Source organism: Herbidospora cretacea (assembly GCF_001570605.1).
GTDB classification, from domain to species: Bacteria; Actinomycetota; Actinomycetes; order Streptosporangiales; family Streptosporangiaceae; genus Herbidospora; species Herbidospora cretacea.
Genome location: NZ_BBXG01000003.1, coordinates 57073 through 81329, shown reverse-complemented (window position 1 = coordinate 81329; position 24257 = coordinate 57073). Strand labels below are relative to the sequence as shown.

Sequence of the window (24257 nt, the reverse complement as noted above, 5' to 3'; positions counted from 1 at the left end):
TCACGCCGGGGGGTGGATGTCGTCGTCCCAGTCGAGGAAGATCGTGCTGACCGTGTTGTCCATGACGACCCGGCCGAGCAGGTCGGCCAGCGCCGCGCGCTCCCCCTCGTCGAGGGCCGACGGCACCTCGGCGATCCGCTCGCAGGTGTCGGTGTAGAACTTCCCGGCGGTCGAGGCGCCGTCGTCGGTGAGGACGACGACGACCGCGCGCCCGTCGGACGGGTCGGGCTCCCGGCGCACCAGCCCCCGCTGGGCGGTCCGGTCGACCAGTTCGGTGAGGCTCGACTTGGCCAGGCGCAGCGTCGTGCCGAGCTCGGTCATCCGGTGGGGGCGGCTCATCAGCACGCACAGCAGGTGGCCCTGCTGGTGGGTCAGCCCGTGGTCGCGGGCGCTCTCCGCGTAGACGGCGGAGACCAGAAAAGACGCGCGCACCAGACCCGCGACGACCCCGGGATTCTTCTCCGCACCATCCATGCGGGCCAAGCTACCAGCGTGGTTCGCCATCCGAACTAGTCAGGAAGGGAAGCGTGCCGTGAGACGTGGCATCTCGTTCGGCGTCGGCGTTTCCAGCGCGGCCGGAGAGGCCCGGCGGACCGTGGCCGAGGTCGTCCAGGCCGACCACGACGGGCTCGACCACTTCAGCGTCTCCGACCACCCCTATGTGGGCGACCGGCTGGACGCCTACTCGATCGTCGGCTTCGCCCTCGGAGCGACCACGCGGATCTCCGGGCTGGTCAACGTCACGAACCTGCCGACCCGGCCGGCTCCCATGCTGGCGCGCACGGTCACGTCCCTGTCCTCCCTGTCGGAGGGCCGGATCATCCTGGGCATGGGCGCGGGCGGCCTCCTGAACGACATCGCCCGGGTCGGCGCGCCCCGGCACAGCCCGGCCGAGGCCGTCCGGGCCTTCGCCGAAGGCATCACCTTGGTCCGGGCGCTGTCCGGCGGCGGCGATCCGGTGACCTTCGAGGGCGAGTTCTACCAGGTCACCGACCTGGCCCCCGGTCCCGCTCCGGCCCCGCCGATCTGGACGGGCTCCAACGGCCCCAAGTCCCTGGCCGTGACCGGGCGGCTGGCCGACGGCTGGATCCCGGGCCACGCGGCCGACTGGCTGAGCGACCGCTACCGGTGGTCCCGCCCGCTGATCGACGAGGCGGCGTCGGCGGCCGGCCGCGACCCGGCCGACGTCGTAACCGTCTACAACACCACCGGCCGGATCACCTCCTCTCCGCTGAAGGCCACCCGCGACGACGAGCGGAAGTGGCTCGGCGGCTCGGCCGGTCAGTGGATCGAGGAGCTGACGGGAGCGGTGCTCGACCACGGGGCGGCCGGGTTCACCTACTTCCCGGCTGACGACACGATGAGGAAGCTCTGGGCCCAGGAGATCGTCCCGGCGGTCCGCGCCGCCGTGTCCTGAGCGGGCTTTTCCACAGGCCCGTCCGGCGGGCGGAGCGGGGCCCGCCCGGCTGGCAGGGTGCCGGGATGGACATCAGTGCGGTGCCGCTCGTCTACGACGGCGTCATGTTCCGCTCGACGCTGGAGGCCGACTGGGCCGCGACCCTCGACGCGCTGGGCGTCTACTGGCAGTACGAACCGCTCGCCCTCCGGCTGCCCAGCGGCGCGATCTACGTCCCCGACTTCTACCTGCCCGCGCTCAACGCCTGGGCCGAGGTCAAGGGCCCCCACTGGGAGCGCATCACCAAGCCCGCCGAACTCCGCTCCACCCTGTCGGTCGCCGGGGGCGCCGGGTGGTGGGAGCAGGTCCACGTCATCGTCCTGGAGGCCCCCGGTCCGGGCGACGCGGCGAGCTGGCACGTCCCCGTCGGGTCGTGCTGGCTGGTGGAGTGTGGCGAGAGGCAGAACCGCTTCGCCTGGTACGACGGCCGCTGCTGGGCCTGCCACCGGCGGGAGCTGGGCGGGCTGCACCACTTCTACCGCCCGGCCCGAGCCCTGACAGCGGGCCCGACATGGCGGATGACCCGGGCGCCCCGGCCCGAACCGCTGCGGCGGGCGGCCTAGTGCCTCATCGTCGACAGCACGGCCCCGAGCGCCTCCTCCTCGTACGCCAGGTGCTCCAGGAACCGGTCGGCCAGCGCGTCGAGCGCCTTGACCAGCCGCTCCCGGCTCTCGGCGTCGCGGGCGGCGGCGCCGACCTCGTCGAGCAGCCCGGAGACGGCGGCGTGGTCGGCCTCCAGCCGGTCGACGGCCGCGTTCAGGTCGGGCGCGATCCTGCGGATGCGCGGGAAGAGCGTCGCGCTGGAGAGCTGGACCAGCCCCTTCCTGACCTCGGCGAGGTCGCCCCCGGCCGCCGCCGACTCGGCCATCCGCCGGATCTCGGCCAGGTCGCGGCGGAGCATGTTATGCACGAACGTGAGCTCGGACAGCAGCGACATCCGTACAGACTAGGGGCAGCCGTCAGAGCGGGAGGGCTGAGCTCAGGTCGGTCAGGCGCTGCTTGTCCGGTTCCGGGTAGCGCTCGTCGAGGACCTCGGCCCGGGTGATCCGGTCGACGCGGAACACCCGCACGTCCTCACGCAACCGGCACCACGCCACCAGATACCAGAAGCCGCCGCGGCCGCCCAGCATGATGCTCGGCTCCACGTCGCGGGTGGAGACCACGCTCTTGCTGTTCAGGTAGTCGACGCGGAGCACCCGCCGCCCCGTCAGCGCGCGGTCGATGGCGCGTTTGACCTCTTCGGTCCCGTCGATGGTGTATCCGCCGGGGTCGAGCCGGATGGGCACGCCCTCGGTCTGGAGCCGGGCGATGTCTCTGATCACGGTCCGTTTGCTCACCTCGAGCCGCTCCGCGAGGTCTTTGGCGGACAGCTGCCCGTTGCTCCGTAACTCCTCTACCAGCGCACGTCGACGGTCCATAACGCCGACGTTACGTGCGGTGAGCGACAAATCCTGGTATTTCGCATCTAACTCAGCGGCCACATACCCGTATTGACCACCCGATCCGCCTCCACACCACACAGGGCGGCGCGCTCACATCCGTACACGAGCCAGTCGAGCTGTCCCGGAGCGTGGGCGTCGCTGTCGATCGCGAACACGCAGCCCATCTCGTAGGCGAGCCGCAGCAGCCGCTTGGGCGGATCGAGCCGGTCGGGCCTGGAGTTGATCTCCACCGCGACCCCGAACCGGCGGCACGCCTCGAAGACGAGCTCCGCGTCGAACCGCGACTCCGCGCGCAGCCCGCCCCGCCTGCCCCCGGCCTTCACGATCCGCCCGGTGCAGTGGCCGAGCACGTCGACGTGCGGGTTGGCGACGGCGGTGACCATGCGCCGGGTCATCTCGGCGGGCTCCATCTTCAGCGACGAGTGCACCGAGGCGACCACGCAGTCGAGCCGGGCCAGCAGCGCGGGATCCTGGTCGAGCGACCCGTCGGCGAGGATGTCCACCTCGATGCCGGTGCGGATCTCGAAGGGCGCGAACCGCTCCCGCAGCCCCTCGATGACCTCGATCTGCTCCTCGAGACGCGCGGCCGACAGCCCGTTGGCGACGGTCAGCCGGGGCGAGTGGTCGGTGATCGTCAGGTAGGAGTGGCCGATCGCCCGCGCCGCCTCGGCCATCTCCTCGATGGGAGACCCGCCGTCGCTCCAGGTCGTGTGGCTGTGCAGGTCGCCCTTCAGCGCCCGCCGCAACTCCTGGGCCGCCTCCGGCAGGTCGGTCCCGGACGTCGCCTCCAGCCGCCGCAGATAGGTCGGCACCTGCCCGGCCAGCGCCTCGGTGATCGCCAGCGCGGTCACCTTGCCGACCCCGGGCAGCTCGGTCAGCGTCTCGGCCAGCGCCCTTTCCTCCAGCTCCGCGCGCGGCAGCTCCTCGACGACCTTGGCCGCGCCCCGGAACGCGCGGACCCGGTAGGTCGGCTCACCGGCCCGTTCCAGCAGGAACGCGATCTGGCGCAGCGCGTCAAGGGGCTCCATGCCGAAGACGTTATCAACCGGCCAGAATTGATGTTTGTAGCGTTCTAAGCGTCACCGGTAGGCTTGCCCGACCTCAAGGAATCATGGAGCCTTCATGGCCGCCACGCCCCCGCCGCCTCCGCCGCCCCCGCCACCGGGGCCTCCGACGTTCCCCATGGCCGGCGGCCCGCCCCCTCAGAAGAAGAAGGCGTCGACCGCGGTCAAACTGGGCGCCATCGGCGTGCTGTCGGTGCTGGTCGTGGGGTTCTGCGCGGCCACCGACGACGACTACGAAGAGGTCGACGCCGACTGCGTCGACATGAACAACCCGCTGGCCGACGGCTCCTACCCCATCGTCGACGACGACCTGTGCGACGACGACGGCCGGACCTACGTCGGTTCCCACGGCGCCTACGGCTGGTACTACGGCGGCGTCCGCTCCGGCTCCCACATCCGTGGCGGCACCACCCTGCGGCCGTCGAACGCGCAGATCTCCACGCGGTCGGGCAAGGTCATCCAGCGCGGCGGGTTCGGTTCCCACGGCAGCAGCAGCAGCGGCAGCTGACCCGTGCGCAGGGAACGGTCGGCGCCGCGCGAGGGCTGGGAGACCACGGTCGAGGCCCATGGGCTGGCCTATCACCGCTCGGCCCATCCCGGCGGGCTCGCCCGGCCCTACTGGGACGAGAGCGTCCACTACGTCTTCTCGATGGACGAGGTGCTCGCCCTGGAGGCCCAGGTCGAGGAGCTCCACCGGATGTGCCTGGAGGCGGTCGACCACGTCGTGGCCACCGGCCGCTTCCACGACTTCGCCGTGCCGCCCGAGTGGGTGCAGGCGATCAAGGACTCCTGGTACCGCCGCGACCCCCACCTGTTCGGCCGCTTCGACCTCCGCTACGACGGCACCGGCCCGGCGAAGATGCTCGAGTACAACGCCGACACCCCGACCAGTCTGCTGGAGAGCTCGGTCGTCCAGTGGTACTGGCTGCAGGACGTCTTCCCGGACGACGACCAGTGGAACTCCATCCACGAACGCCTGGTCGACCGCTGGAAGGCCGTCGCCGCGACCCTCCCGACGGGCCCCTCCCACTTCGCCTGGACGAGCCTCGACACCTCCGGCGAGGAGGCGATGACCCTCGGCTACCTCCAGGAGACCGCCGCCCAGGCCGGTCTGGTCACCGTCGCCATCGCGATGGAGGACATCGGCTGGGACGCGCTCAACCGCCGCTTCGTCGACGTCGAGGAACGCGTCATCCGGTCGCTCTGCAAGCTCTATCCGTGGGAGTGGATCGTCCACGAGCCGTTCGGCGCCCACGCGCTGCGGCTGATGCCGTCGATGACGTGGATCGAGCCGCCGTGGAAGATGCTGCTGTCGAACAAGGCGCTGCTGGCGGTGCTCTGGGAGCTCTACCCGGGCCACCCCAATCTGCTGCCGGCCTACCTCGACGGCCCCCGCGACCTGGCAGGATTCATCCGCAAGCCGCTCCTGGGCCGTGAGGGGGCGTCGATGACGATCATGTCGGCCGACCACTCCCTGGAGACCGGCGGCTCCTACGGGGCCGAGGGGTTCGTCTTCCAGGAGTTCCAGGCCCTGCCCGATTTCGACGGCCAGCGACCCGTTCTGGGCGCCTGGGTGGTGGAGGACGAGTCGGCCGGGCTCGGCATCCGAGAGACAGCCGGCCTGATCACCGACGACACCTCGTCGTTCGTCCCCCATCGAATCAAGGAGCAGGGTCCATGAACACCGCCACCACCTTCGGCGAGGTCCTCGGCAACGGCGCCCTGGCGATCGCCGCCTACGCCGTCCTCGGCGTGCTGCTGCTGATCGCCGGTTTCTACGTCATCGACATGGCCACGCCGGGCAAGCTCAGCAAGCTGATCCGTGAGGAGCGCAACCCCAACGCCACCGCGCTGACCTCGGCGGGCCTGGGCGCCGTCGGGCTGATCGTGGCGGCCTCGATCTTCTCCTCCGGCGGCCGGCTCCAGGAGGGCCTGATCGCCACCCTGGTGTTCGGCCTGATCGGCATCGCCGTGCAGACGCTCGGCATGTTCGCCTTCGACAAGGTGGCCGGGATCTCCATCCGCGCCCTCGTCCACGAGCCGCAGCTCCAGCCCGCCGCCATCCTGCTGTCGGTCACCCACGTCGCCATCGGCCTCATCACCGCCGTCGCCGTCATCTAGGGCGGCCGTCCGATTCCTTCAAGACGGTCGTGGACGCGGTCTCGTACCGTCGGACCATGGCTATCCAGTTCAACGTCATCGGCCTCGTCGTCTCCGACATGGGCCGCTCGCTCGCCTTCTACCGCCGCCTCGGCCTGGACATCCCGGCCGAGGCCGACGGCGCGCCCCACGTCGAGGTGACCCTGCCCGGCGGCTTCCGGCTGTGCTGGGACACCGAGGAGACCATCAGGTCCTTCGACCCCGGATGGACCCCCGGCCCCGGCCGGACCGGCCTGGCGTTCCAGTGCGGCAGCCCGGCCGAGGTCGACAAGACCTACGCCGACATGGCGGAGTTCGGGCACCTCCAGCCCTGGGACGCCTTCTGGGGGCAGCGCTACGCCGTCCTGTCCGACCCCGACGGCATCAGCGTCGACCTGTACGCCCCACAAGATCCGTCAGCGTGACCCCGGCCAGCGCCCTGACCTCGCGCGCGAGGTGGGCCTGGTCGGCGTAGCCCTCCTGGTGGGCCACGTCGGCGAGGGGAGAGCCGGTGCGGGCCCGTTCGAGCGCCCGGTTCATCCGCAGGATGCGGCCCAGCGTCTTCGGGCCGTAGCCGAAGGCGCGCAGGCAGAGCCGGTGGAAGCGGCGCTCGCCCAGGTCCAGCCTCTCGGCGGCGGCGGCCACGCCCAGCCCGCCGCCGATCAGCGCGGCCGCTCGGCGGACCACCGGGTCGGGCCTCAGGCCGGCGGCGACCGCCTCGATCCCGCCGCCCCTGTGCAGCGCGTTCTCGAGCCCGCGCACCCGGCGGGCGGCCCAGATCTGGTCGAGCGGCACCCGGCTGTCGCGCAGCTCACTGGCGGCCACGCCGAGCAGCTGGGGCGCGTCGCCCGGCGCGAACCGCAGGCCGGTGTAGTCGTCGGCGGGGCCGACCGGGGTGACGTACGCGACCGAATCGGGCCCCGCCACGACGAGCCGGCCCGAGGTCCACAGCAGATCCATGCAGCCGTCGGGAAGGACGCGGCGCCGCACCGACCCGGGCGTGCCCGGCGCCTGCCACACCACCGCGCCCGGGATCACCGACGGACGTTCCCGGTACACCGCTCCAGCTTGCCACGGGCCTACCGTTGGCGAATCCGCGCAGGCGACCTGGCACGCTAGTAGCCGTGAACGACAGGGTGCGTGAGGACACGGCGCGACGGCTCGACCGCGCGATGGGCAGCCTGGGCACCGCCGCGATGGCCCGCATGGAGGAGCAGCTCGCCTGGTACCGCGCGCTGTCGGCCGAGGACCGCTCCTGGGTCGGCCTGGTCGCGCAGGCCGGGATCGCCGCCTTCGTCGAGTGGTTCGGCCATTTCGGCCAGGGCCGTCCGACCCCGAGCATCGAGTTCTTCGGCACCGCCCCCCGTGAGCTCAAACGCAGCGTCTCCCTCCAGCAGACCGTCGACCTGGTCCGCATCGTGGTCGAGGTGGTCGAGGCCGAGGTCGAGGACCTGGCCGCCCCCGGCGGCGAGGAGCAGCTCCGCAACGCCATGCTGCGCTACACCCGCGACGTGGCGTTCGCCGCCGCGCAGGTCTACGCCCGCGAGGCCGAGGCGCGCGGCTCCTGGGACGCCCGCCTGGAGGCCCTGATCGTCGACGCGCTGGTCCGGGGCGAGGTCGACGACGGCCTCCACTCGTGGGCCGCGGCCCTCGGCTGGACCTCCGCCCCGGTGGTCGTCTTCGCCGGCCACTCCCCCAGCGACGACTCCCAGAGCGTCATCGACGGCCTGCGCGACCGGGGCCGCCGGGCCGGCCACGACCTGCTGGCCGGTGTCCAGGGCGACCGGCTGATCGTGATCGTCGGCGGGGCCGACAGCATGAAGGAGGCCGCCCGCCTGGTCGTGCCCCGCTTCGCGCCCGGCCCGATCGTGATCGGCCCCGAGGTGCCCGACCTCCACGCCGCCGCCCGGTCGGCGCGGGCCGCCATCGCCGGGCTGCGGGCCGCCTCCGGGTGGCCCGACGCGCCCCGGCCGGTGCTCGCCGACGACCTGCTCGCCGAACGCGCGATCGACGGCGACGAGGACGCCCGCGCCGCCCTTGTCGACAACGTCTACAGACCGCTGGCCGGGACCCCGCTGCTCGACACCCTCGCGACCTACCTCGAACAGGGCACCTCCCTGGAGGCCACGGCGCGGCTGCTGTTCGTCCATCCGAACACGGTGCGTTACCGGCTGCGGAAGATCGCCGAACTGACCGGCTACACGCCCACAGAGGGGCGGTCCGCATTCACCCTTCAGGTAGGGCTGATACTCGGTCGACTGACCGTAATCTGACCGTCGTCAGTTAATTGCGGAGAAACCGGAACTGTAGGGATTCCACAACAGAGGCAGGCAAAAGTTCGTTCGCTTCCCCAGCTCTGTGTCGAAGGGCTACAGGGCAGGGTGGTACCGTGCTCGTCATCGTCGCGCCGGGACAAGGCGCCCAAACTCCAGGGTTCCTGAGTCCGTGGCTGGAGCTCCCCGGATTCCGTGACCGTCTGTCAGCATGGTCGGAGATCGCGAAGCTCGACCTCGTCGCCTACGGCACCACCGCCGACGCCGACGAGATCCGCGACACGGCCGTCGCCCAGCCGCTTCTCGTGGCCGCCGCGCTGGCCGCCTTCGAGGAGCTCGGCGTCGCCCCCGATCTGGTCGCCGGCCACAGCGTCGGCGAGTTCGCCGCCGCCGCGCTAGCCGGAGTGATCACCGCCGACCAGGCCGTCTCGCTCGTCGCCGAGCGCGGCCGGGCGATGGCCGAGGCCGCCGCCGTCACCGCGACCGGCATGACCGCCGTCCTAGGCGGCGTCGACGTGCTCGACGCCCTGGCCAAGCACGGGCTGACCCCCGCCAACAACAACGGTGCCGGCCAGATCGTCGCGGGCGGCACCCTGGAGCAGCTCGAGGCCTTCAAGGCCGACCCGCCGCAGCGCGCCCGGCTGATCGCCCTGTCGGTCGCCGGCGCCTTCCACACCAGCCACATGGCCCCGGCCGTCGAGCGGCTGCGCGCCGCCGCGACCGGGATCGCCCCGGCCGACCCGGCGATCCGCCTGCTGTCCAACGCCGACGGCGCGGTCGTCCTGTCGGGCCAGGACGCCCTCGACCGCATGGTCAACCAGGTCAGCAACCCGGTCCGCTGGGACCTGTGCATGGCGGCCATGGCCGAGGAGACCGGCGACACCCCCATCACCATGATCGAACTGCTGCCCGGCGGCACCCTGACCGGCCTGGCCAAGCGTGGCCTGCCCGGTTCCAAGACCGTCGCGCTGAAGACCCCCGCCGACCTGACCCCGGCCATCGACGCCGCCAAGGAGGCGATCCAGTGAAGCTGCCCGCGGGGGCGCCGGGTGCGAAGGTGCTGGCCTTCGGTCACTACCAGCCCGCGAACGTGGTCACCAACGACGATCTCGCCAAGATCATCGAGACCAACGACGAGTGGATCCAGAGCCGGGTCGGCATCAAGGAGCGCCGGTTCGCCGGTCCCGAGGAGTCCGAGATCGACCTGGCCGTCCAGGCCGGCGGCAAGGCGCTGGCCGCGAGCGGCCTGGCCGCCTCCGACATCGACCTGGTGATCGTCGCCACCTGCACCCCCGAGGCGCCGATCCCCAACCTGGCCGGGCGGGTCGCCCACCGGCTGGGGGTCCAGGCTCCCGGGGCCTACGACCTCAACGCGGCCTGCGCGGGCTTCTGCTACGCCCTCGCCGCGGCCAGCGACTCGATCCGCGCGGGCTCGGCGAAGAACGTGCTGGTCATCGGCACCGAGAAGCTCACCCAGTGGGTCGACATCAACGACCGCGCCACCTCGGTGATCTTCGCCGACGGGGCGGGCGCGGCGGTGGTCGTGCCGTCCGAGACCCCGGCCATCGGCCCGGTGGTCTGGGGCAGCGCCGGCGACAAGGCCGACGCGATCATGATCCAGGACCGGTCGTCGTCCCTCCACCAGGAAGGTCAGACGGTGTTCCGCTGGGCCACCACGGCCCTTCACCCGGTGGCCAAAGAGGCTTGCGAGCGTGCGGGCGTGGCTCCCGCCGACCTGGCGGCGTTCGTGCCCCACCAGGCGAACCTGCGCATCATCGAGGCCATCGCGCGCAAGCTCGGCGCGGACAAGGCCGTCGTCGCCCGCGACATCGTGCTGGCCGGCAACACCTCGGCCGCGTCGATCCCGCTCGCGCTGTCCCGCATGATCGAACAGGGTGAGGTGCCCTCGGGCGGCCTCGCCCTCCTCCTGGGCTTCGGGGCGGGCCTGACCTACGCCTCCCAGGTCATCGAGATCCCTTAAAGCTTGTACGGTCTTCGCCGTACGAAAACCCAGAAACACCACTCAAAGGAGAGACATGGCAGTCACCGAGCAGGAGATCCTGGCCGGCCTCGGCAAGATCGTCAACGAGATCACCGGAATCCCGGCCTCCGAGGTGACCCCGGAGAAGAGCTTCGTCGACGACCTGGACATCGACTCGCTGTCGATGGTCGAGATCGCCGTGGCGGCCCAGGACGAGTTCGGCGCGGAGATCCCCGACGACCAGCTCAAGCACCTGAAGACCGTCAAGGACGTCGTCAACTTCATCCAGAACTGATCCACGCTCAACCGTTCGACCGTAGAGGAGTGCAACCAAAGTGAGTACCAACCGGGTGCGAGTCGTGGTCACCGGACTCGGCATGACGACGCCCCTTGGTGGAGACGTCGCCTCATCCTGGTCGGCGCTCCTCGACGGGCGGTCGGGAATCCGCACCCTCACCGACGAATGGGTCGACACCGTCCCGGTGAAGTTCGCCGGACTGGCGGCGGTCGACCCCGGTGAGGTGCTGCCCCGCCCCGAGGCCAGGCGTCTCGACCGCTATGAGCAGTTCGCCCTGATCGCCGCCCGGCAGGCCTGGCAGGACGCCGGTGCACCCGAGATCGAGCCCACCCGGCTCGGCGTGGTCGTCGGCTCCGGCATCGGCGGCATCAACACGATCCTCAACGCCTACGACACCTACCGGGACAAGGGGTGGAACCGGCTCTCGCCGTACACCGTCCCGATGCTCATGCCCAACGGCGCCGCGGGCTGGATCTCCATCGACCTGGGCGCCCGCGCGGGCACCCACGCCACGGTCAGCGCCTGCGCGACCGGCGCCGAGTCGATCGGCTACGCCATCGAGATGATCCGGTCCGGCCGCGCCGACGTCGTCGTCGCCGGCGGCAGCGAGGCCGCGATCCACCCGCTCAACATCGCCTCGTTCGCCGCGATGCGGGCCATGTCGACCCGCAACGACGAGCCCCACCGCGCCTCGCGCCCCTTCGACAAGGGCCGCGACGGGTTCGTGCTCGGTGAGGGCGCCGGCATCGTCGTCCTGGAGTCGGAGGAGCACGCCAAGGCTCGCGGCGCGAAGATCTACGCGGTCGCGGCCGGCGTCGGCATCACCTCCGACGGCCACCACATCTCCGCACCGGAGCCGACCGGCATCGGCGGCAAGACCGCGATGCTGACGGCCGTCGCCGACGCGGGCCTGTCGGCCGCCGACATCCGCCACGTCAACGCCCACGCCACCTCGACGCCCGTCGGCGACGAGATCGAGGCACGCGCGATCCGTGAGGCGCTCCCCGGCGCCCCGCTCGTCACCTCCACCAAGTCCATGACCGGCCACCTGCTGGGCGGCGCCGGCGGCATCGAGTCGATCTTCACGATCCTGGCGCTGAGCGAGCGCCTCGTACCGGCCACCGCCAACCTCGACGACCCGGCCGACGGCCTCGACGTCGACCTCGTGGTGGGCGAGCCGCGCAAGCTCCCCGACGGCCAGCTCGCCGCGATCAACAACTCCTTCGGCTTCGGCGGCCACAACGTCGCCGTGGCCTTCACCTCTGCTTGATCTTGAGAGGGACGCAATGACTGTCGTTGACAACAGGGTGGTGACCGCCGCCTCCGACCAGGAGGCGGCCGACCCCCGCGATCCCGTCGTCCGGCTGGGCCACCTGCTCGACGAGGGTTCCATGCGGCTCATCACGCCGCAGGACAAGAGCGGGGCCCTGGCGGTCACCGGCCGCGTCGAGGGCGTCCCCGTGGTGGCGTTCTGCAGCGACGCCCGCTTCCAGGGTGGCGCGATGGGCTCGGAGGGCTGCGAGCACATCGTCCACGCCTACGACGTGGCCGTCCGCGAGCGCGTGCCGATCATCGGCGTCTGGCACTCGGGCGGGGCGCGCCTCGCCGAGGGCGTGGAGTCCCTCCACGCGGTCGGCCGCGTCTTCGCGGCCATGACCAAGGCGTCGGGCATCGTGCCGCAGATCTCCGTCGTCGTCGGCGCGGCGGCGGGCGGCGCGGCCTACGGCCCCGCGCTGACCGACATCGTGATCCTCGCCGACGAGGGCCGCATCTTCGTGACCGGCCCCGACGTCGTCCGTTCGGTGACCGGCGAGACCATCGACATGGCCTCGCTGGGCGGCCCCGAGCCGCACAGCAAGCGCAGCGGCGTGGTCCACGTCGTGACCAAGTCCGAGCCCGAGGCCCTGCTCAAGGCCCGGCAGCTCGCGACCCTGCTCGGCCACCAGGGCCGGGTCAGGCTGAGCGAGGTCGGCGAGGTCGACTTCTCCACCCTGCTCCCCGAGAACGTGCGCCGCGCCTACGACGTGAAGCCGCTGGTCAACGGCCTGCTCGACGAGCCCGGCGTGGAGCTCCACCCCAAGTGGGCGCCGAACATCGTGACGACCCTGGGCCGTCTCGGCGGCCGTACCGTGGGCGTCATCGCCAACAACCCGATGCGCCTGGGCGGCTGCCTCGACTCGACGTCGGCGGAGAAGGCGGCCCGGTTCGTCCGGATGTGCGATGCCTTCGGGGTTCCGCTCGTCGTCCTGGTCGACGTGCCCGGCTACCTGCCCGGCGTGGGCCAGGAGCACGACGGCGTGGTCCGCCGCGGCGCCAAGCTCCTCCACGCCTTCGCCGAGGCCTCGGTGCCCCGCGTGACGCTGGTGACCCGCAAGTCCTACGGCGGCGCCTACATCGCCATGAACTCCCGCGCCCTCGGCGCGACCAAGGTGTTCGCCTGGCCGACGGCCCAGATCGCGGTCATGGGCGCGGTCGCGGCGGTCCGCATCCTCAAGCGCCGCGAGCTCGCGGCCGCTCCCGAGGAGGAGCGCGCCGACCTCGAACACCGGCTGGCCGAGGAGCACGAGAAGATCGCCGGCGGCCTCGACAAGGCCATCGACCTGGGCGTGGTCGACGAAGTGATCAAGCCCGAGGAGACCCGGGGAGCCATCGCCAAGGTGATCGCCCGGGCGACCCCGGCGCGCGGCGCCCACGGGAACATCCCGCTGTAGTTCTTCTCCGTACGTCCGAAGCGCCGTCTCTCCTGGTGGAGGGGCGGCGTTTCGGCGTTCCGGCGGGCTGGGGACCCATCGGCCATCGGTTCGAACCGGTGACCCCTCGCTTGCAAGTCAACCCAGGAGGAGACCGGACCAGCGCCTTTGGTCGACGGTGGCGGCCTCCCTCAGCCCGAGGCGGTCGGCGATCGTGATGACGACCGCGTCGCAGGGCCGAGAGCGCCTGGAGCCGCCCGGGGCAACCGGCGATGACATTACATCGGCACCCTCGACAACGCCTGGGCTCACTCGCAACCGAGGTCAGCACAGGTGCAGGGCGCCACCCGCCGACAAGATCCTCAGCGGGCTGCTAGCCGAGCAGGCGCTGGAGGCGGGTGATCTCGGCGCTCTGTTCGGCGACGACGTCCTGGGCCCAGGTGAGGACGCGGTCGTGGGAGCCGTTGATCAATTGGGTCTCTGCCATGGTGATGGCGCCCTTGTGGTGGGCGATCATCAGGGTGAGGAAGAGGGTGTCGAAGGATTCGCCCTTGGCGTTGCGGAGGTCGGTGAGCTGGGCGGGGGTGGCCATGCCGGGCATCGTGGCGTGGTCGGCGTGGTGGTCGGATTCGCGCAGACCCTCTTCTTCGAGCCAGGTGGTCATGGCCTTGATCTCGGGGCCCTGGGCGTCGTGGATGCGGTCGGCCAGGGACTTCAGGCGGGGGGACTGGGCGCGGTCGGGGGCCAGCGCGGCCATTTCGAGGGCTTGGCGGTGGTGGACGATCATGTCCTGGACGTAGCGGACGTCGGTGGCATTGATCGTGGGGGACGGCAGGGGGGCGAAAGTCTGGCCGGGGCTGAGGGTGGCGGCGACCTCGCCCGGTTTGCCGGGGACGATGACCGGGGCGTCGGTGATGACCTTGGGCGGGTCGGCAGGAGACGAGCAGGCGGTCAAGAGCACGGTGGCCCCCGCGATGCTCAGGAGAGCCCTGACCGCGGTGGTCCCGGCCTGGCGGAGCGGGAGAGCTCCGAGCGCATGGGGATCGGCGCTCGGGGCGGGAACGCGGCGCATTTCGGTCCTTCCGGCTGTGGTCGCGGAGCGATTGTGCCTGGTCATGATGAGGGGATATGTGCGCACCCGTCCCCCTTTCGGGCCTCCTGAGGAACCTAAGGCCTGGGCTTGTGACAGTAAAGGAGGCGGATCGTAGGAAATATGTGACATATTGACGACTTGATTGAGGGCCTGGGTAAAGAAACCATAAGGGGTGTTTGCCACCTTTTACCCGGAGGTTCCCTCAATGTCCCCCCTCCGCAGAGTTGGGCGTTTACTCGCCGTGCTCGGTGCCGCCGGAGCGCTTACGCTCTCCACGACACCGGCTCAGGCCGCTGACATCCTGCCCCCCGGCGCTATCGACATGAGCGACAACGTCCAGCACGTCGCGAACCTGCCGCGACCCGACTCCCTGCTCACCACCATCAACACCGACATCGCCTTCCAGGGCGACTACGCCTACGTCGGCAACTACGGCGGCTTCTCCGTCTACGACATCAAGCACCCGAAGAAGCCGAAGCTGGTCAGCTCGGTGCTGTGTCCCGGGTCGCAGATGGACATCTCCGTCTACGGCAACCTGCTGTTCGGTTCCGTCGACTCCTCCCGCAGCGACGACTCCTGCACCAGCGTGAGCCAGTCGGCCGCGATCAAGTCGTCGTGGGAGGGTATCCGGGTCTTCGACATCAGCGACAAGGCCAACCCGCGCTACGTCAAGTCGATCGAGACCAACTGCGGTTCGCACACCCACACGCTCGTCCCCGGCACGGACAAGGCGAGCGTCTACCTGTACATCTCCTCCTACAGCCCCTCGGCGTCGTTCCCGGACTGCCAGCCGCCCCATGACCTGATCTCGATCGTCAAGGTGCCGCTGAACGACCCGACCGCCGCCTCGGTCGTCGCCACGCCGAATCTGTTCCCGGACGGCGGCAACCCGGGCGAGAACCTCCCCTACCCCTACCGCACGTCGGCCACCACCGGCTGCCACGACATCACCGCGTACCCGGAGAAGGGCGTCGCGGCGGGCGCGTGCATGGGCGAGGGCATCCTGCTGGACATCCGCAACCCGGAGGCCCCCGCCGTTCTCGACGTCGTCCGTGACGACGAGAACTTCGCCTTCTGGCACTCCGCCACGTTCAACAACGAGGGCGACAAGGTCATCTTCACCGACGAGCTGGGCGGCGGCAGCGCCGCCACCTGCAACGAGGCGATCGGACCGAACCGCGGCGCGAACGCCATCTTTGACATCGCGGACGGTCAGATGACCTTCCGCAGCTACTTCAAGATCGCCCGCCACCAGGCCGACACCGAGAACTGCGTGGCCCACAACGGCTCGCTGATCCCGGTCAAGGGCCGCGACATCATGGTCCAGGCCTGGTACCAGGGAGGCGTCTCGATCTGGGACTTCACCGACTCCGCCAACCCGCACGAGATCGGCTACTTCGAGCGCGGTCCCGGCGAGAACCTCGGTGACGGTTACTGGTCGGCCTACTACTACAACGGTTACATCTACGGTTCCGAGTTCACCCGGGGCTTCGATGTGCTCAAGATCAACGACCCCCGTACGAACCAGGCCAACAGCGTGAAGATGGACGGCTTCAACGTGCAGACGCAGCCGTCCTACAAGGACAAGAAGCACTAGTCAGCCCTGATTCGCGGCCCTCGCCCCGTCGGGCGAGGGCCGCATTCGCGAAGCCGCCTTCGGCGGGGGCATGAGTAACTCGCCGTCTACGTCCGGCAGTCCATCCGGCGGACGGGAGACACCAAGACCGTCAAGTCTCATCGGCCGCTCAAGCTCCCGCGCCGGTGCGTGGAGGCACTCAAGGCTCTCCATGAGAAACAGGCCGACCATCCGGCCGCCTCGGATCTCGTCTTCCGCATGAAGACGGGATCAGCAACTGGATCTTCGCGCAGGTGGGCGGCACGGGGTTCGAACCAGTGACCCGTCGCTTGTAAGGCGAGTGCTCTACCGCTGGGATCACTGGGCTACACGCGCGGATCCTCAGTTCTCGCGGAACGGCCGAAGGCGCCCGGCACAGGGCCGGGCGCCGTTCGCGCGGGGAGGGTGGCGGCCGGGTAAGGCGGGCCCGGCCGGGGTGTCTTCGGGTCAGACGGCGGCGTGGAGCCAGCGGACCGGGGCGCCCTCGCCCGCGTAGCGGAAGGACTCCAGTTCCTCGTCCCACTGCTTGCCGAGCAGTTTGTCGAGTTCGTCCTCCAGCACGGCGCGGCCCTGGGCGGCCATGAGCATGACGTTCCGGAGGCGGTCCTCCGGGATCATGATGTCGCCGTTGGCGCCGATGGGCGCGGTGAAGGCCCCCAGGGCAGGGGTGTACGCATGGCGCGCGCCGTCGCTACCCTGCGATGGATCCTCGGTGATCTCAAAGCGGATGCGCTGCCACCCCATCAGCGATGAGGTGATCTTGGCGGCGACGCCGGCGGGCCCCTCCCATTCGGCCTGGGCGCGCAGGGCCCCGGGCGCAGCGGGCTGGGGCGTCCACGTCAGGTCGACGGGAACGCCAAGAATGCCTGCGACGGCCCACTCGATATGTGGGCACAGCGCAGGCTGAGCCGAGTGGACGTACAGGACGCCACGTGCAGCAGCCACCGGACCTCCCGATTCGTACGAGGTACGCCTTCCCCAACGGCCTCATACAGGGATGATCACTAGTGACTCTAGGAGAGACTACCGTCCGTCGCGGCGAGGCACCAGAGGAGGGTCATACCGATTACCGGAGGGCCGGCCGAACCCTGGGGCCTCAAATCGCCGCGATCACGGAAGTTGACCACCCTTCCGGAATTCGCCGATCCCACCGGGCCGCGCCGGACACCACGGCTAGAGTTGCTCACGCAACGCTCCTCTGTCAGCACAGTCGGTGAAGTCCGGTGCGGAAAGGGTAAGGGACGCGTGCTTTTCGAGGTTCACGACGAATCGATCCCCCTCGATCTGCTCGACGACCACGCGTGGTCCGAGTTGGTCGCCTGCTTCAACAGCCGCATGTGGGCCGTGGCACGGGCGGCGGGCCTGGGGACGGCCGACGCGGCGGACGCCGTACAGGGAGCGTGGCTGAGGCTGGTCGAGAGCGTCGACCGCATCCGCGACCCGCAGGCGATCGGCGCGTGGCTGATGACCACCACCCGCCGCGAGGCGCTCCGGCTCGGCCGCAAGGCCGGCCAGGAGTTCCCCACCGACCCACCTGACCTGTACGAACACCCCACGTTTCTGACGCCCGACCCGACGACGGAGATCGTCGACGCCGACTACGGGCGCACGCTGTGGTCCCGCGTGTCCCGCCTGGACGAGCCCTGCCGGACCATGCTCCGCCTCTTCGCCCTCAACCCCGACGCCCGGAACGCCCAGGTCGCAGCCCGGATGCAGCTTCCGGTCGGCAGCGTGGGCCCCACCAAGAAACGATGTTCGGCCAAACTCCGGACCCTGCTCGCGGAGGACCCCGTTGAGCACTGACCCGAGCCACGCAGGTCCGGCCGGCCAGGAACGATGACGGGAGGGGATCCCCCTTGACCACCGACGACACCGCGCTGGAGACCTATCTGCTGGCCTCGATGCGCCTGGCCGCACACGCCGACCCGGCTCCCCGCCGGCTCGCGACCGACGCGATGGCCGCGCTGGCCATGCGTCTGCCCGGCTGCGTCGTGGCGGCGCCGGCCGATCTGGCGGCGGCCTCCGGCGCCCGGGCTGATGGGAGGCCCCAGATGCACCGTTTCGCGGCCGGGGAGACGACCCTCGACGTCGAGACGACCGTCACCGACGGCCTACTGGAGATCGCCGGGCAGGTCAGTCCCCCACCGGCTCCCAGCGCCTACGTCGAGATCCGCACCCCCCACCTGGCGAAGGTCCGGGTCCCCTCCTCAGACGGCCAGTTCGCGGTGACCGGCCTGCCGCCCGGCTGGGTGAGCGTGGCCTACCACCGGCCGAGCGATCCCCCGGTGGTCACCCGCTGGCTGCGTGTCCGCGCCTGAGCCCTACGGCCCGTTCGCCGCGGCCCGGCGTGCCGACATCCTGGCGGCGTTCGACGTCCATCTCGCGGCCGAGGATCGCCTGTACGACTCCCCGGACCGTCTGGCCCTCACCCGCGCCGCCTTCGCCTCGGCACTCGTCGGAGCACGCCTGCCCGGTGAGGCGCGGATGCTCCTGGAACTCGCCCTGCCCGACCTGACCTCGCCCGGCCCGACGGCATCCGCCCGGCTCCTGCTCGCGACGGTCGAACTGCTGACCGGCGACGTTCGCCGGGCCGAGGACACGGCGTCGACGGCCCTCAGGGAATTCCGGCGGCTGGGACGCGCGGGGTGGGAGCGGAGAGCCCTCGACGTTATGCTCCGGGCACGGGTGGCCCAGACCGAGACGAGGCCGGACGACGTGCTCCTCGGCGAGTGCGCGGCGGGGGCGGATGAGCTGGAGGGGTCGGGCTGGCGCTCGGAGGCCGACGAACTGCGGCTCTTCGTGGCGTCGACGGTCGTGCGCCGATCCGGCCGGGGACCTGCTGATCTGCTTGCGGCCCGAAGGCAGGCGACGGTAGACCTTGCGAAGGTCGCGCCGATCCTGGAGCAGGTTCGGAACGGGTCCGAGTGCACCGGGTCGCGGCTCCATGCGGAGGCGTTGGAGAGGTGGGCTAGGGGCGACCTCGCAGAAGCCCTCGAAGTAGCCCAACAGGGGTTCTCCGCGTCACTTCAGGAAATGTCGCGCTTAGCTTCGACGGGTTCCGAGTCGGATGGCCAACGACAGGCGGAACCCTCGCATGAGCCATTCGACACGGAATGTCCAACCGTGATGCCGCTCTTCGGAGATGACCGACCCGACAGCGTCGCCGCAGAGCCGATTCACGCTTGGGCCGGGCTCACGGCGGAGGCACGGATAGGCGTCCATACAAGTGCCCTCTCCCAAGACAAGCCGACATCGACGCCCAAGGTGGGAGCCGACCAACCCCTTTCGACACCCAGGATCGAGGCCAACCAGCCCACAGCGAGGCCCGAGACCGAAGCCAACCAGCCCACATCCACACCTGAGCCCCAAGCCGACCAGCCCACCTCGACACCCGGGACCGAAGCCAACCAGCTCACATCCGCACCCGAGCCCCAAGCCGACCAGCCCACGTTGAGGCCCGAGGCCGAAGCCAGCAAGCCGACATCGACATCCCAGCCCGAAGCTCACCAATCCATATCGACGCCCTGGACCGAAGCCGACCAACCCACACCGACACCCAGAGCCGAAGCTGAGCAGCCCACAGCGAGGCCTGGGGCCCGAGCGGGTCAGCCAGTTACCACCTCTCCTCGTGCAGGTCAGGGTGCTGTAGCAGTGGGGAGGCGGCTCGCTGATGAGCGGTGGCGGGTTTCTCGGGTGGCGGAGGAGATCGCGATGCTTGGGCTGGAGTTGGCCGTCGGCTCGGGGAGTGCCGAGGAGGTGCTGCTGTGGTCGGAGCGGTGGCGGGCGCTGGTCAGCGGTGCGGAGCCGGTGGCGGCGCGGCCTGAGGTGCTGGTCGAGCTCGTACGCGGCCAAGACGCCCTCCATGCCGTCGTCGCCCACGGTGATCGAGTGTCGCTCCATGGACTGGGTTCGCTGTCGTGGGTCACCGAGGCGATGGTGCGGATCCGCTACAACCTGCGGCGGCGCAACCTCCGCGACACCCGGCCCGAAGGCGAGGAAGGACTCTCCCCCGGCCTGCTCCGGGAGCTGACCACCCTCGACGACGTTCTGATCCGGCCCCTCGACCTGCCGCGGAGAGCGGTCAGCGTGGTGCCCACGGCCGCCCTGCACTCGCTGCCCTGGTCGCTGCTGCCGTCGCTGTGCGGGCGGCCGGTCTCGGTGGCCCCCTCGGCCGCGATGGCCGTGGTGGACCGGGAGATCGACGGGCCCGTGATCGCTCTGGCCGGGCCCGATCTGGCCCATGCGGAAGACGAGGTGGCGGCGGTGGTCTGCGTACACGAGAAAGGAGAGCGGGTGCCCGCCACGCGGGACGCGCTCCTGGAGGCGCTGGGGCGTGCCGGGGTCGTGCACATCGCCGCCCACGGCATCTTCTCCGGGCGGCGGCCGATGATGTCGAGCATCCTGCTGGACGACGGCCCGCTCCTGGTGCACGAGTTCTTCCGGCTGGCGCGGGTGCCGCCGTTGGTGGTCCTGTCCGCCTGCGACGCGGGCATGGCCTCGGCCCCCGCCGACGGAGCGGCGTTCGGGCTGGCCGGGGCCTTCCTCGATCGCGGCGCACGGGCCGTGGTCGCGGGCATCGTCCCGGTCAGGGACGACGAGGCGGCGAGACTGATGGCGGAGTTCCATCGCCTGCTGGCCCTGGGGCAGGGCCCCGCTGCGGCGCTGGCGGGCGCGGCGGTCGCCACAAGTGTGCCGGGCTTCGCCTGCTTCGGCACCGGCTGAAGGCCTAGCCGGGTGGTAGTTCCACGTCGGCGAAGACGGCTTTGTGGTCGGTGTCCGGGAGGAGGTGCACCGCGAAGGCGTGGACCGCGGTGCGGTCGTCGACGAAGACGTGGTCGAGGGTCACGGGCGGGATGGGGAGCACGCCCTGGAACTCGCGTGGGATGGCCGGCCAGGTCGTCCGTAGGCCGTCTCCGGTCAGGTCGGCCGCGTCGCGGTAGCCGGAGTCGAGGAGGTCCCGCACTCTGGCGTGGTCGAGGGTGGCGTTGAAGTCGCCCGCCAGGATCCTCGTCGTGCCGCCCGCGCGGGGCAGCGCGTCGAGCCCGTCGCCCCAGCAGCGGTGGGAGGTCGCCACGTAGGGGGCGCACGGATGCACGGACACCACTTCCACCGACGTCCCCTCCACCTCCAACCGGCCGACGAGCTGGCCGAATCCGCCGAAATCGAGCAGGCCGACCTTGGCCGCCGGAAACCGGGAGTAGATCCCGGACCCACCCGTCCCCGGCCGGGCCTCGGTCACCTGGTGGGGCAGCAGCGCGCCGACGCCCGCCTGCTCCATCGCCGCCACGGCCGCCGGAGTGAGCTCCTGGAACGCCACCACATCGGCCCGCACCTCCCGCACCAGCCGCACCACCTCATCCCCCGGAACCCCGCCGACCAGCAGGTTCACCGACAGAATCCGAAGACGCGGCCCTCCGCCTCCGGACGCCGCCCCCTCCCCGAGCATCCGCGGCACGACCAGCACCGCCAGGACGAGGCACACCACCAGCGCGACCGAAGCAGCCGCCCACCGGCGGGTCAGCAACGCGAGCCCGACCGGAAGGAAGGCCAGCGAAGCCACATAGGGCGTGAACGCCACCAGTTGCACCCAGAGGAAGCCCACGTCAGCGGGGATCAACCGCAGCACGGTCCATCCGACGAACACCGCAGTGATCACCCAGATCACCACGGTCACCCACCGCCGCCGGGCCTTCGGCGCTGTCGGCATCACCTCTTAGGACTTCTCCACCGGACGGGCAGGGTTGGTGATCCACTCGGACCAGGAGCCCGCGTACAGGGAGGCTCGGATGCCTGCCGTCTCCAGCGCCAGCACCTCATGGGCCGCCGTCACGCCGCTCCCGCAGTAGGCCCCCACCGGGATCCCCTCGACGGCCCCCAGGGTGTTGAACCGCTCCCGGAGGAACTCCGGCTGGTGGAAGCGCCCGCCGGGCTCCAGGTTCTCGGTCGTGGGCGCGTTGACGGCGCCGGGGATGTGGCCGGCCACGGGGTCGACCGGCTCCACCTCGCCGCGGTAGCGCTCCGGCGCGCGGGCGTCGAGCAGCAGGCCGTCTTCGGCCAGGATCGCCGCCTGGTCGGCGTCGATCAGCGGCATGCCGCCGGGCCGGGCCGTGAAGTCACCGGGGGCGACGGAAGAAGCGTCTTTGGAGAGCTCTCCGGTCCAGGCCCTCAGGCCGCCGTCGAGCACCCGGACGTCGCGGTGCCCGAAGTACCGCAGGCACCACCAGGCGCGGGCCGCCGCCAGGGAGTTCCAGTCGTCGTACACGACGACAGGGCGCTCGTCGGAGACGCCGAGCGCCCGCATCGAGGCCTCGAAGGCCTCGGCGGAGGGCAGCGGGTGCCGGCCGCCCGCACCGGCCGGAGCGGCGAGGGCGGTGTCGAGGTCGCAGTAGACGGCCCCGGGGATGTGCCCGGCGGCGAACTCGGACGGGCCGGAGGGGCCGCCGAGACGCCAGCGGACGTCGAGGAGGGTCACCTCGCCCAGGGTCGAGGCCAGGTCGGTCGCGGTGATCAGTGGGCTCATCGTCGGATCTCCAGGAAGGGCACGTTCTGCTCGGCGGGTGTGAGGGACCCGTGGAACCCCATCATCGACCACACCTGCGGCTCCGCCTCGGCGGACGCGATCACGCTGCCGCCAGCGGCCACCACGACCACGTCGCCGATCCGGTCGAGCAGGGCGGGGTTCACCGGGCCGAACCAGCCGGAGCCGACCGCTTCCGGCCGCGTGGCGACCAGCGCCCGGTCGCCGAGGACCGAGCGCCACGTCTGCGCGACGCCGTCGGCGGCGCCGGGGTGGGTGTAGAGGTGGCGGGCCCGGGGCTCTCCCCCGACCAGCGCGACGCCCTCGGTCAGTTCGGGGGCCAGGTCGAGGTCGATCTTCTCGGTCGCGTTGACCATGCCGTGGTCGGCGGTCACATAGAGGACGCCGCCGGGGGGCAGCGCGGCGGCGATCCGTTCGGCCATGCCGTCGACGAGGGAGAGCTGGTCGAGCCATTCGCGCGACCCCCAGCCCATCATGTGGCCGGTCATGTCGAGGTCGCCGTAGTAGCAGGTGACGTAGGCCTTGGGGGTGGCCCGCAGGGCGGCGTGGACGCCCTCGACGCGTTCGTCGACGGTGTCGGCCGGGATGTAGCGGACGCCCCGGTAGACCGCCCGGGTCAGCCCGGCCCCGTCGTAGGCGCCGGGCGCGACGTAGGAACAGGCCACGTCGAGGTGGGCGAGGCGCTGGAACACCGTCTGGAGGGGCTGCCAGCTCGCGGGGTCGACCGGGGGGCCTTCGGTCGTCCAGCGCAGGCAGTTGAGGAGGCGGTTCTCGCCGGGGACGGCCACCTGGATGCCCAGCATCCCGTGGTAGCCCGACTGCACGCCGGTGCTGATGGTCGCCAGGCTGATCGGGGTCGACGACGGGAATCCGGCCGTCAGGACCCGGGCGAGCGCCGAGGAGAGGAACGGCGCGCGGGACGGGTGGGCGGCCAGCAGGTCGGCCCCCAGGCCGTCGACGATGAACAGGCACACCTTGTCGGCCGGGTGGAGCCCGAGAGTGCCGCCGCCGGTTCCGTCGAAGGTGGCGTAGACGGAACCGGCGATGTCGGCGAGGGTGCCCGTCACGTGCGGGCCGTCGCCTCCGACAGGGCGCCGGCGAAGGCCAGGACGTGGCGCACGGCCTCGGGGCCGTCGGCGGCCTCGCTGACCCGCAGTTGCAGGTCGTCGGCGGTGATCGAGCCGGTGTAGCCGTGGTCGGCCTCGCAGTTCTCGTCGCCGCAGGTGGCGGGTTCGAGGTCGACGTGGGAGATCGCGCCCCAGCCGATGGTGAGCGTGACCTCGCTCGGGGCGACGCCGGGGGAGTATGCGGCCGGGTCGGGCACCAGGCGGGTGAGCGCCACCGACTGGACCCGGCTCAGCCGGACCGCCTCGGTGGTGGTGGAGGCGTGGGAGGCGGGGTTTCCCTCGGCGGGCGGATGTTCGTCGGTGTGGCAGACGAGCAGCCGGGTGGGCGACAGCACCAGCACCGTGACGTGGCGGCGGACCTCCATGGCCGGGTCGAAGGTGGCCTCATGGTGGACGACGTAGGCGCTGACGCTCTCTTTCCCCAGAGCGGAATCGACGGCGTCGGCGACCAGATCGGGGTAGTAGCCACTTCGGTCGATGGCCTCGCGCAGACCTGCAGCCGAGACTCGGGTATCCCTCATGGGACCATCCTGCCCTGTCA

Annotated in this window: 27 protein-coding genes; 16 read left to right on the top strand and 11 right to left on the bottom strand. The window is 71.0% G+C overall.

Going from position 1 to position 24257, the window contains the following annotated elements; all coding sequences use genetic code 11:
* A complete protein-coding gene (locus AW270_RS06235; RefSeq protein WP_061291619.1) occupies positions 1-474 on the bottom strand; it encodes a MarR family winged helix-turn-helix transcriptional regulator in 474 nt (157 codons plus the stop codon).
* A gap of 58 nt (positions 475-532) precedes the next feature.
* Here AW270_RS06235 and AW270_RS06230 point away from each other — a divergent pair, with 58 nt between their 5' ends.
* Positions 533-1417, top strand: coding sequence for an LLM class flavin-dependent oxidoreductase (locus AW270_RS06230; RefSeq protein ID WP_245674587.1), 885 nt, complete (start codon positions 533-535; stop codon positions 1415-1417).
* 65 nt (positions 1418-1482) lie between these two features.
* On the top strand, positions 1483-2019 hold the full coding sequence (locus AW270_RS06225) for a PDDEXK family nuclease (protein WP_061291617.1): 537 nt from the start codon (positions 1483-1485) through the stop codon (positions 2017-2019).
* Here AW270_RS06225 and AW270_RS06220 read toward each other — a convergent pair.
* From AW270_RS06220 to AW270_RS06210, 3 genes are read right to left on the bottom strand one after another with little or no spacing between them, the layout of a single operon-like run.
* Positions 2016-2393, bottom strand: a complete 378-nt coding sequence (locus AW270_RS06220; RefSeq protein ID WP_061291616.1) for a hemerythrin domain-containing protein — start codon at positions 2391-2393, stop codon at positions 2016-2018. The genes AW270_RS06225 and AW270_RS06220 overlap by 4 nt on opposite strands.
* A 22-nt stretch (positions 2394-2415) precedes the next feature.
* Positions 2416-2874 carry a helix-turn-helix transcriptional regulator gene (locus AW270_RS06215; RefSeq protein WP_061291613.1) on the bottom strand — a complete coding sequence of 153 codons (459 nt, stop codon included), beginning with the start codon at positions 2872-2874 and terminating at the stop codon, positions 2416-2418.
* Between the two features lie 47 nt (positions 2875-2921).
* Positions 2922-3926 (bottom strand): PHP domain-containing protein, encoded by a 1005-nt coding sequence (locus AW270_RS06210; protein ID WP_061291611.1) that lies wholly within the window; start codon positions 3924-3926, stop codon positions 2922-2924.
* A 94-nt stretch (positions 3927-4020) separates the two neighbouring features.
* Here AW270_RS06210 and AW270_RS06205 point away from each other — a divergent pair, with 94 nt between their 5' ends.
* Genes AW270_RS06205 through AW270_RS06190 form a run of 4 tightly spaced genes read left to right on the top strand, consistent with a single transcriptional unit; the run spans position 4021 to position 6526 of the window.
* Positions 4021-4470: a hypothetical protein gene (locus AW270_RS06205; RefSeq protein ID WP_245674586.1), complete on the top strand. Its 450-nt coding sequence runs from the start codon at positions 4021-4023 to the stop codon at positions 4468-4470.
* A 3-nt stretch (positions 4471-4473) separates the two neighbouring features.
* Entirely contained in the window at positions 4474-5643 is a 1170-nt protein-coding gene (locus tag AW270_RS06200; protein ID WP_061291607.1) for a glutathionylspermidine synthase family protein, read from the top strand.
* Entirely contained in the window at positions 5640-6083 is a 444-nt protein-coding gene (locus AW270_RS06195; protein WP_061291605.1) for a DUF350 domain-containing protein, read from the top strand. The genes AW270_RS06200 and AW270_RS06195 overlap by 4 nt, the downstream gene beginning before the upstream one ends.
* Before the next feature lie 56 nt (positions 6084-6139).
* Positions 6140-6526, top strand: a complete 387-nt coding sequence (locus AW270_RS06190) for a VOC family protein (protein WP_061291603.1) — start codon at positions 6140-6142, stop codon at positions 6524-6526.
* Here AW270_RS06190 and AW270_RS06185 read toward each other — a convergent pair.
* Entirely contained in the window at positions 6486-7160 is a 675-nt protein-coding gene (locus AW270_RS06185) for a helix-turn-helix domain-containing protein (protein ID WP_174549851.1), read from the bottom strand. The genes AW270_RS06190 and AW270_RS06185 overlap by 41 nt on opposite strands.
* A 113-nt stretch (positions 7161-7273) precedes the next feature.
* Here AW270_RS06185 and AW270_RS06180 point away from each other — a divergent pair, with 113 nt between their 5' ends.
* From AW270_RS06180 to AW270_RS06155, 6 genes are all read left to right on the top strand, one after another.
* Positions 7274-8374 (top strand): PucR family transcriptional regulator, encoded by a 1101-nt coding sequence (locus AW270_RS06180; protein ID WP_061291602.1) that lies wholly within the window; start codon positions 7274-7276, stop codon positions 8372-8374.
* 116 nt (positions 8375-8490) lie between these two features.
* Positions 8491-9402, top strand: a complete 912-nt coding sequence (locus tag AW270_RS06175) for an ACP S-malonyltransferase (RefSeq protein WP_061291600.1) — start codon at positions 8491-8493, stop codon at positions 9400-9402.
* A complete protein-coding gene (locus AW270_RS06170) occupies positions 9399-10355 on the top strand; it encodes a beta-ketoacyl-ACP synthase III (RefSeq protein WP_061291598.1) in 957 nt (318 codons plus the stop codon). Before AW270_RS06175 ends, AW270_RS06170 begins: the two co-directional genes overlap by 4 nt.
* 55 nt (positions 10356-10410) lie before the next feature.
* The gene (locus tag AW270_RS06165; protein ID WP_061291596.1) at positions 10411-10650 is read left to right on the top strand and encodes an acyl carrier protein; all 240 of its coding nucleotides are present in this window, start codon (positions 10411-10413) and stop codon (positions 10648-10650) included.
* Positions 10651-10690: 40 nt separating this feature from the next.
* Positions 10691-11923 (top strand): beta-ketoacyl-ACP synthase II, encoded by a 1233-nt coding sequence (gene fabF / locus AW270_RS06160; RefSeq protein WP_082801350.1) that lies wholly within the window; start codon positions 10691-10693, stop codon positions 11921-11923.
* A gap of 16 nt (positions 11924-11939) precedes the next feature.
* A complete protein-coding gene (locus tag AW270_RS06155; protein WP_061291594.1) occupies positions 11940-13364 on the top strand; it encodes an acyl-CoA carboxylase subunit beta in 1425 nt (474 codons plus the stop codon).
* A gap of 352 nt (positions 13365-13716) precedes the next feature.
* Here AW270_RS06155 and AW270_RS06150 read toward each other — a convergent pair whose 3' ends face one another.
* Positions 13717-14415: a DUF305 domain-containing protein gene (locus AW270_RS06150; protein WP_061291592.1), complete on the bottom strand. Its 699-nt coding sequence runs from the start codon at positions 14413-14415 to the stop codon at positions 13717-13719.
* Positions 14416-14641: 226 nt separating this feature from the next.
* On the opposite strand from AW270_RS06150, the gene AW270_RS06145 reads away from it, so the two are divergent.
* Complete coding sequence (locus AW270_RS06145) at positions 14642-16033, top strand: LVIVD repeat-containing protein (protein WP_061291590.1); 1392 nt, start codon at positions 14642-14644, stop codon at positions 16031-16033.
* A 465-nt stretch (positions 16034-16498) separates the two neighbouring features.
* On the opposite strand, the gene AW270_RS06135 is transcribed toward AW270_RS06145, so the two are convergent.
* Positions 16499-16996: a DUF3145 domain-containing protein gene (locus AW270_RS06135; protein WP_061291586.1), complete on the bottom strand. Its 498-nt coding sequence runs from the start codon at positions 16994-16996 to the stop codon at positions 16499-16501.
* A 300-nt stretch (positions 16997-17296) separates the two neighbouring features.
* Between AW270_RS06135 and AW270_RS06130 the strand changes: the two genes are divergently transcribed.
* The 3 genes from AW270_RS06130 (at position 17297) to AW270_RS38510 (ending at position 20773) form a co-directional block, all read left to right on the top strand.
* Positions 17297-17854 carry an RNA polymerase sigma factor gene (locus AW270_RS06130; protein WP_061291584.1) on the top strand — a complete coding sequence of 186 codons (558 nt, stop codon included), beginning with the start codon at positions 17297-17299 and terminating at the stop codon, positions 17852-17854.
* 53 nt (positions 17855-17907) lie between these two features.
* Positions 17908-18369: a hypothetical protein gene (locus tag AW270_RS06125; protein ID WP_245674585.1), complete on the top strand. Its 462-nt coding sequence runs from the start codon at positions 17908-17910 to the stop codon at positions 18367-18369.
* A 1393-nt stretch (positions 18370-19762) separates the two neighbouring features.
* On the top strand, positions 19763-20773 hold the full coding sequence (locus AW270_RS38510) for a CHAT domain-containing protein (protein WP_157521733.1): 1011 nt from the start codon (positions 19763-19765) through the stop codon (positions 20771-20773).
* 4 nt (positions 20774-20777) lie between these two features.
* Here the strand turns inward: AW270_RS38510 and AW270_RS06115 are convergent, their stop codons facing one another.
* The 4 genes from AW270_RS06115 to AW270_RS06100 are packed head-to-tail and all read right to left on the bottom strand — an operon-like array spanning position 20778 to position 24237.
* Positions 20778-21758: an endonuclease/exonuclease/phosphatase family protein gene (locus AW270_RS06115; RefSeq protein ID WP_063819131.1), complete on the bottom strand. Its 981-nt coding sequence runs from the start codon at positions 21756-21758 to the stop codon at positions 20778-20780.
* 6 nt (positions 21759-21764) lie between these two features.
* Complete coding sequence (locus tag AW270_RS06110) at positions 21765-22571, bottom strand: sulfurtransferase (protein ID WP_061291579.1); 807 nt, start codon at positions 22569-22571, stop codon at positions 21765-21767.
* Positions 22568-23656, bottom strand: a complete 1089-nt coding sequence (locus AW270_RS06105; RefSeq protein ID WP_061291577.1) for an alkaline phosphatase family protein — start codon at positions 23654-23656, stop codon at positions 22568-22570. The genes AW270_RS06110 and AW270_RS06105 overlap by 4 nt, the downstream gene beginning before the upstream one ends.
* Positions 23653-24237 (bottom strand): DUF5998 family protein, encoded by a 585-nt coding sequence (locus AW270_RS06100; RefSeq protein ID WP_061291576.1) that lies wholly within the window; start codon positions 24235-24237, stop codon positions 23653-23655. The genes AW270_RS06105 and AW270_RS06100 overlap by 4 nt, the downstream gene beginning before the upstream one ends.
* Positions 24238-24257: the final 20 nt, after the last annotated feature.

Excerpts from the sequence above, each read along its gene's own strand:
- AW270_RS06195 (WP_061291605.1), top strand. The coding sequence starts at position 5,640 with ATGAACACCGCCACCACCTTCGGCGAGGTCCTCGGCAACGGCGCCCTG.
- AW270_RS06150 (WP_061291592.1), bottom strand. The coding sequence starts at position 14,415 with ATGCGCCGCGTTCCCGCCCCGAGCGCCGATCCCCATGCGCTCGGAGCT.
- AW270_RS06110 (WP_061291579.1), bottom strand. The coding sequence starts at position 22,571 with ATGAGCCCACTGATCACCGCGACCGACCTGGCCTCGACCCTGGGCGAG.
- AW270_RS06235 (WP_061291619.1), bottom strand. The coding sequence starts at position 474 with ATGGATGGTGCGGAGAAGAATCCCGGGGTCGTCGCGGGTCTGGTGCGC.
- AW270_RS06220 (WP_061291616.1), bottom strand. The coding sequence starts at position 2,393 with ATGTCGCTGCTGTCCGAGCTCACGTTCGTGCATAACATGCTCCGCCGC.
- AW270_RS06210 (WP_061291611.1), bottom strand. The coding sequence starts at position 3,926 with ATGGAGCCCCTTGACGCGCTGCGCCAGATCGCGTTCCTGCTGGAACGG.
- AW270_RS06205 (WP_245674586.1), top strand. The coding sequence starts at position 4,021 with ATGGCCGCCACGCCCCCGCCGCCTCCGCCGCCCCCGCCACCGGGGCCT.
- AW270_RS06155 (WP_061291594.1), top strand. The coding sequence starts at position 11,940 with ATGACTGTCGTTGACAACAGGGTGGTGACCGCCGCCTCCGACCAGGAG.
- AW270_RS38510 (WP_157521733.1), top strand. The coding sequence starts at position 19,763 with ATGCTTGGGCTGGAGTTGGCCGTCGGCTCGGGGAGTGCCGAGGAGGTG.
- AW270_RS06180 (WP_061291602.1), top strand. The coding sequence starts at position 7,274 with ATGGGCAGCCTGGGCACCGCCGCGATGGCCCGCATGGAGGAGCAGCTC.
- AW270_RS06145 (WP_061291590.1), top strand. The coding sequence starts at position 14,642 with ATGTCCCCCCTCCGCAGAGTTGGGCGTTTACTCGCCGTGCTCGGTGCC.
- AW270_RS06215 (WP_061291613.1), bottom strand. The coding sequence starts at position 2,874 with ATGGACCGTCGACGTGCGCTGGTAGAGGAGTTACGGAGCAACGGGCAG.
- AW270_RS06115 (WP_063819131.1), bottom strand. The coding sequence starts at position 21,758 with ATGCCGACAGCGCCGAAGGCCCGGCGGCGGTGGGTGACCGTGGTGATC.
- AW270_RS06225 (WP_061291617.1), top strand. The coding sequence starts at position 1,483 with ATGGACATCAGTGCGGTGCCGCTCGTCTACGACGGCGTCATGTTCCGC.
- AW270_RS06165 (WP_061291596.1), top strand. The coding sequence starts at position 10,411 with ATGGCAGTCACCGAGCAGGAGATCCTGGCCGGCCTCGGCAAGATCGTC.
- AW270_RS06190 (WP_061291603.1), top strand. The coding sequence starts at position 6,140 with ATGGCTATCCAGTTCAACGTCATCGGCCTCGTCGTCTCCGACATGGGC.
- AW270_RS06100 (WP_061291576.1), bottom strand. The coding sequence starts at position 24,237 with ATGAGGGATACCCGAGTCTCGGCTGCAGGTCTGCGCGAGGCCATCGAC.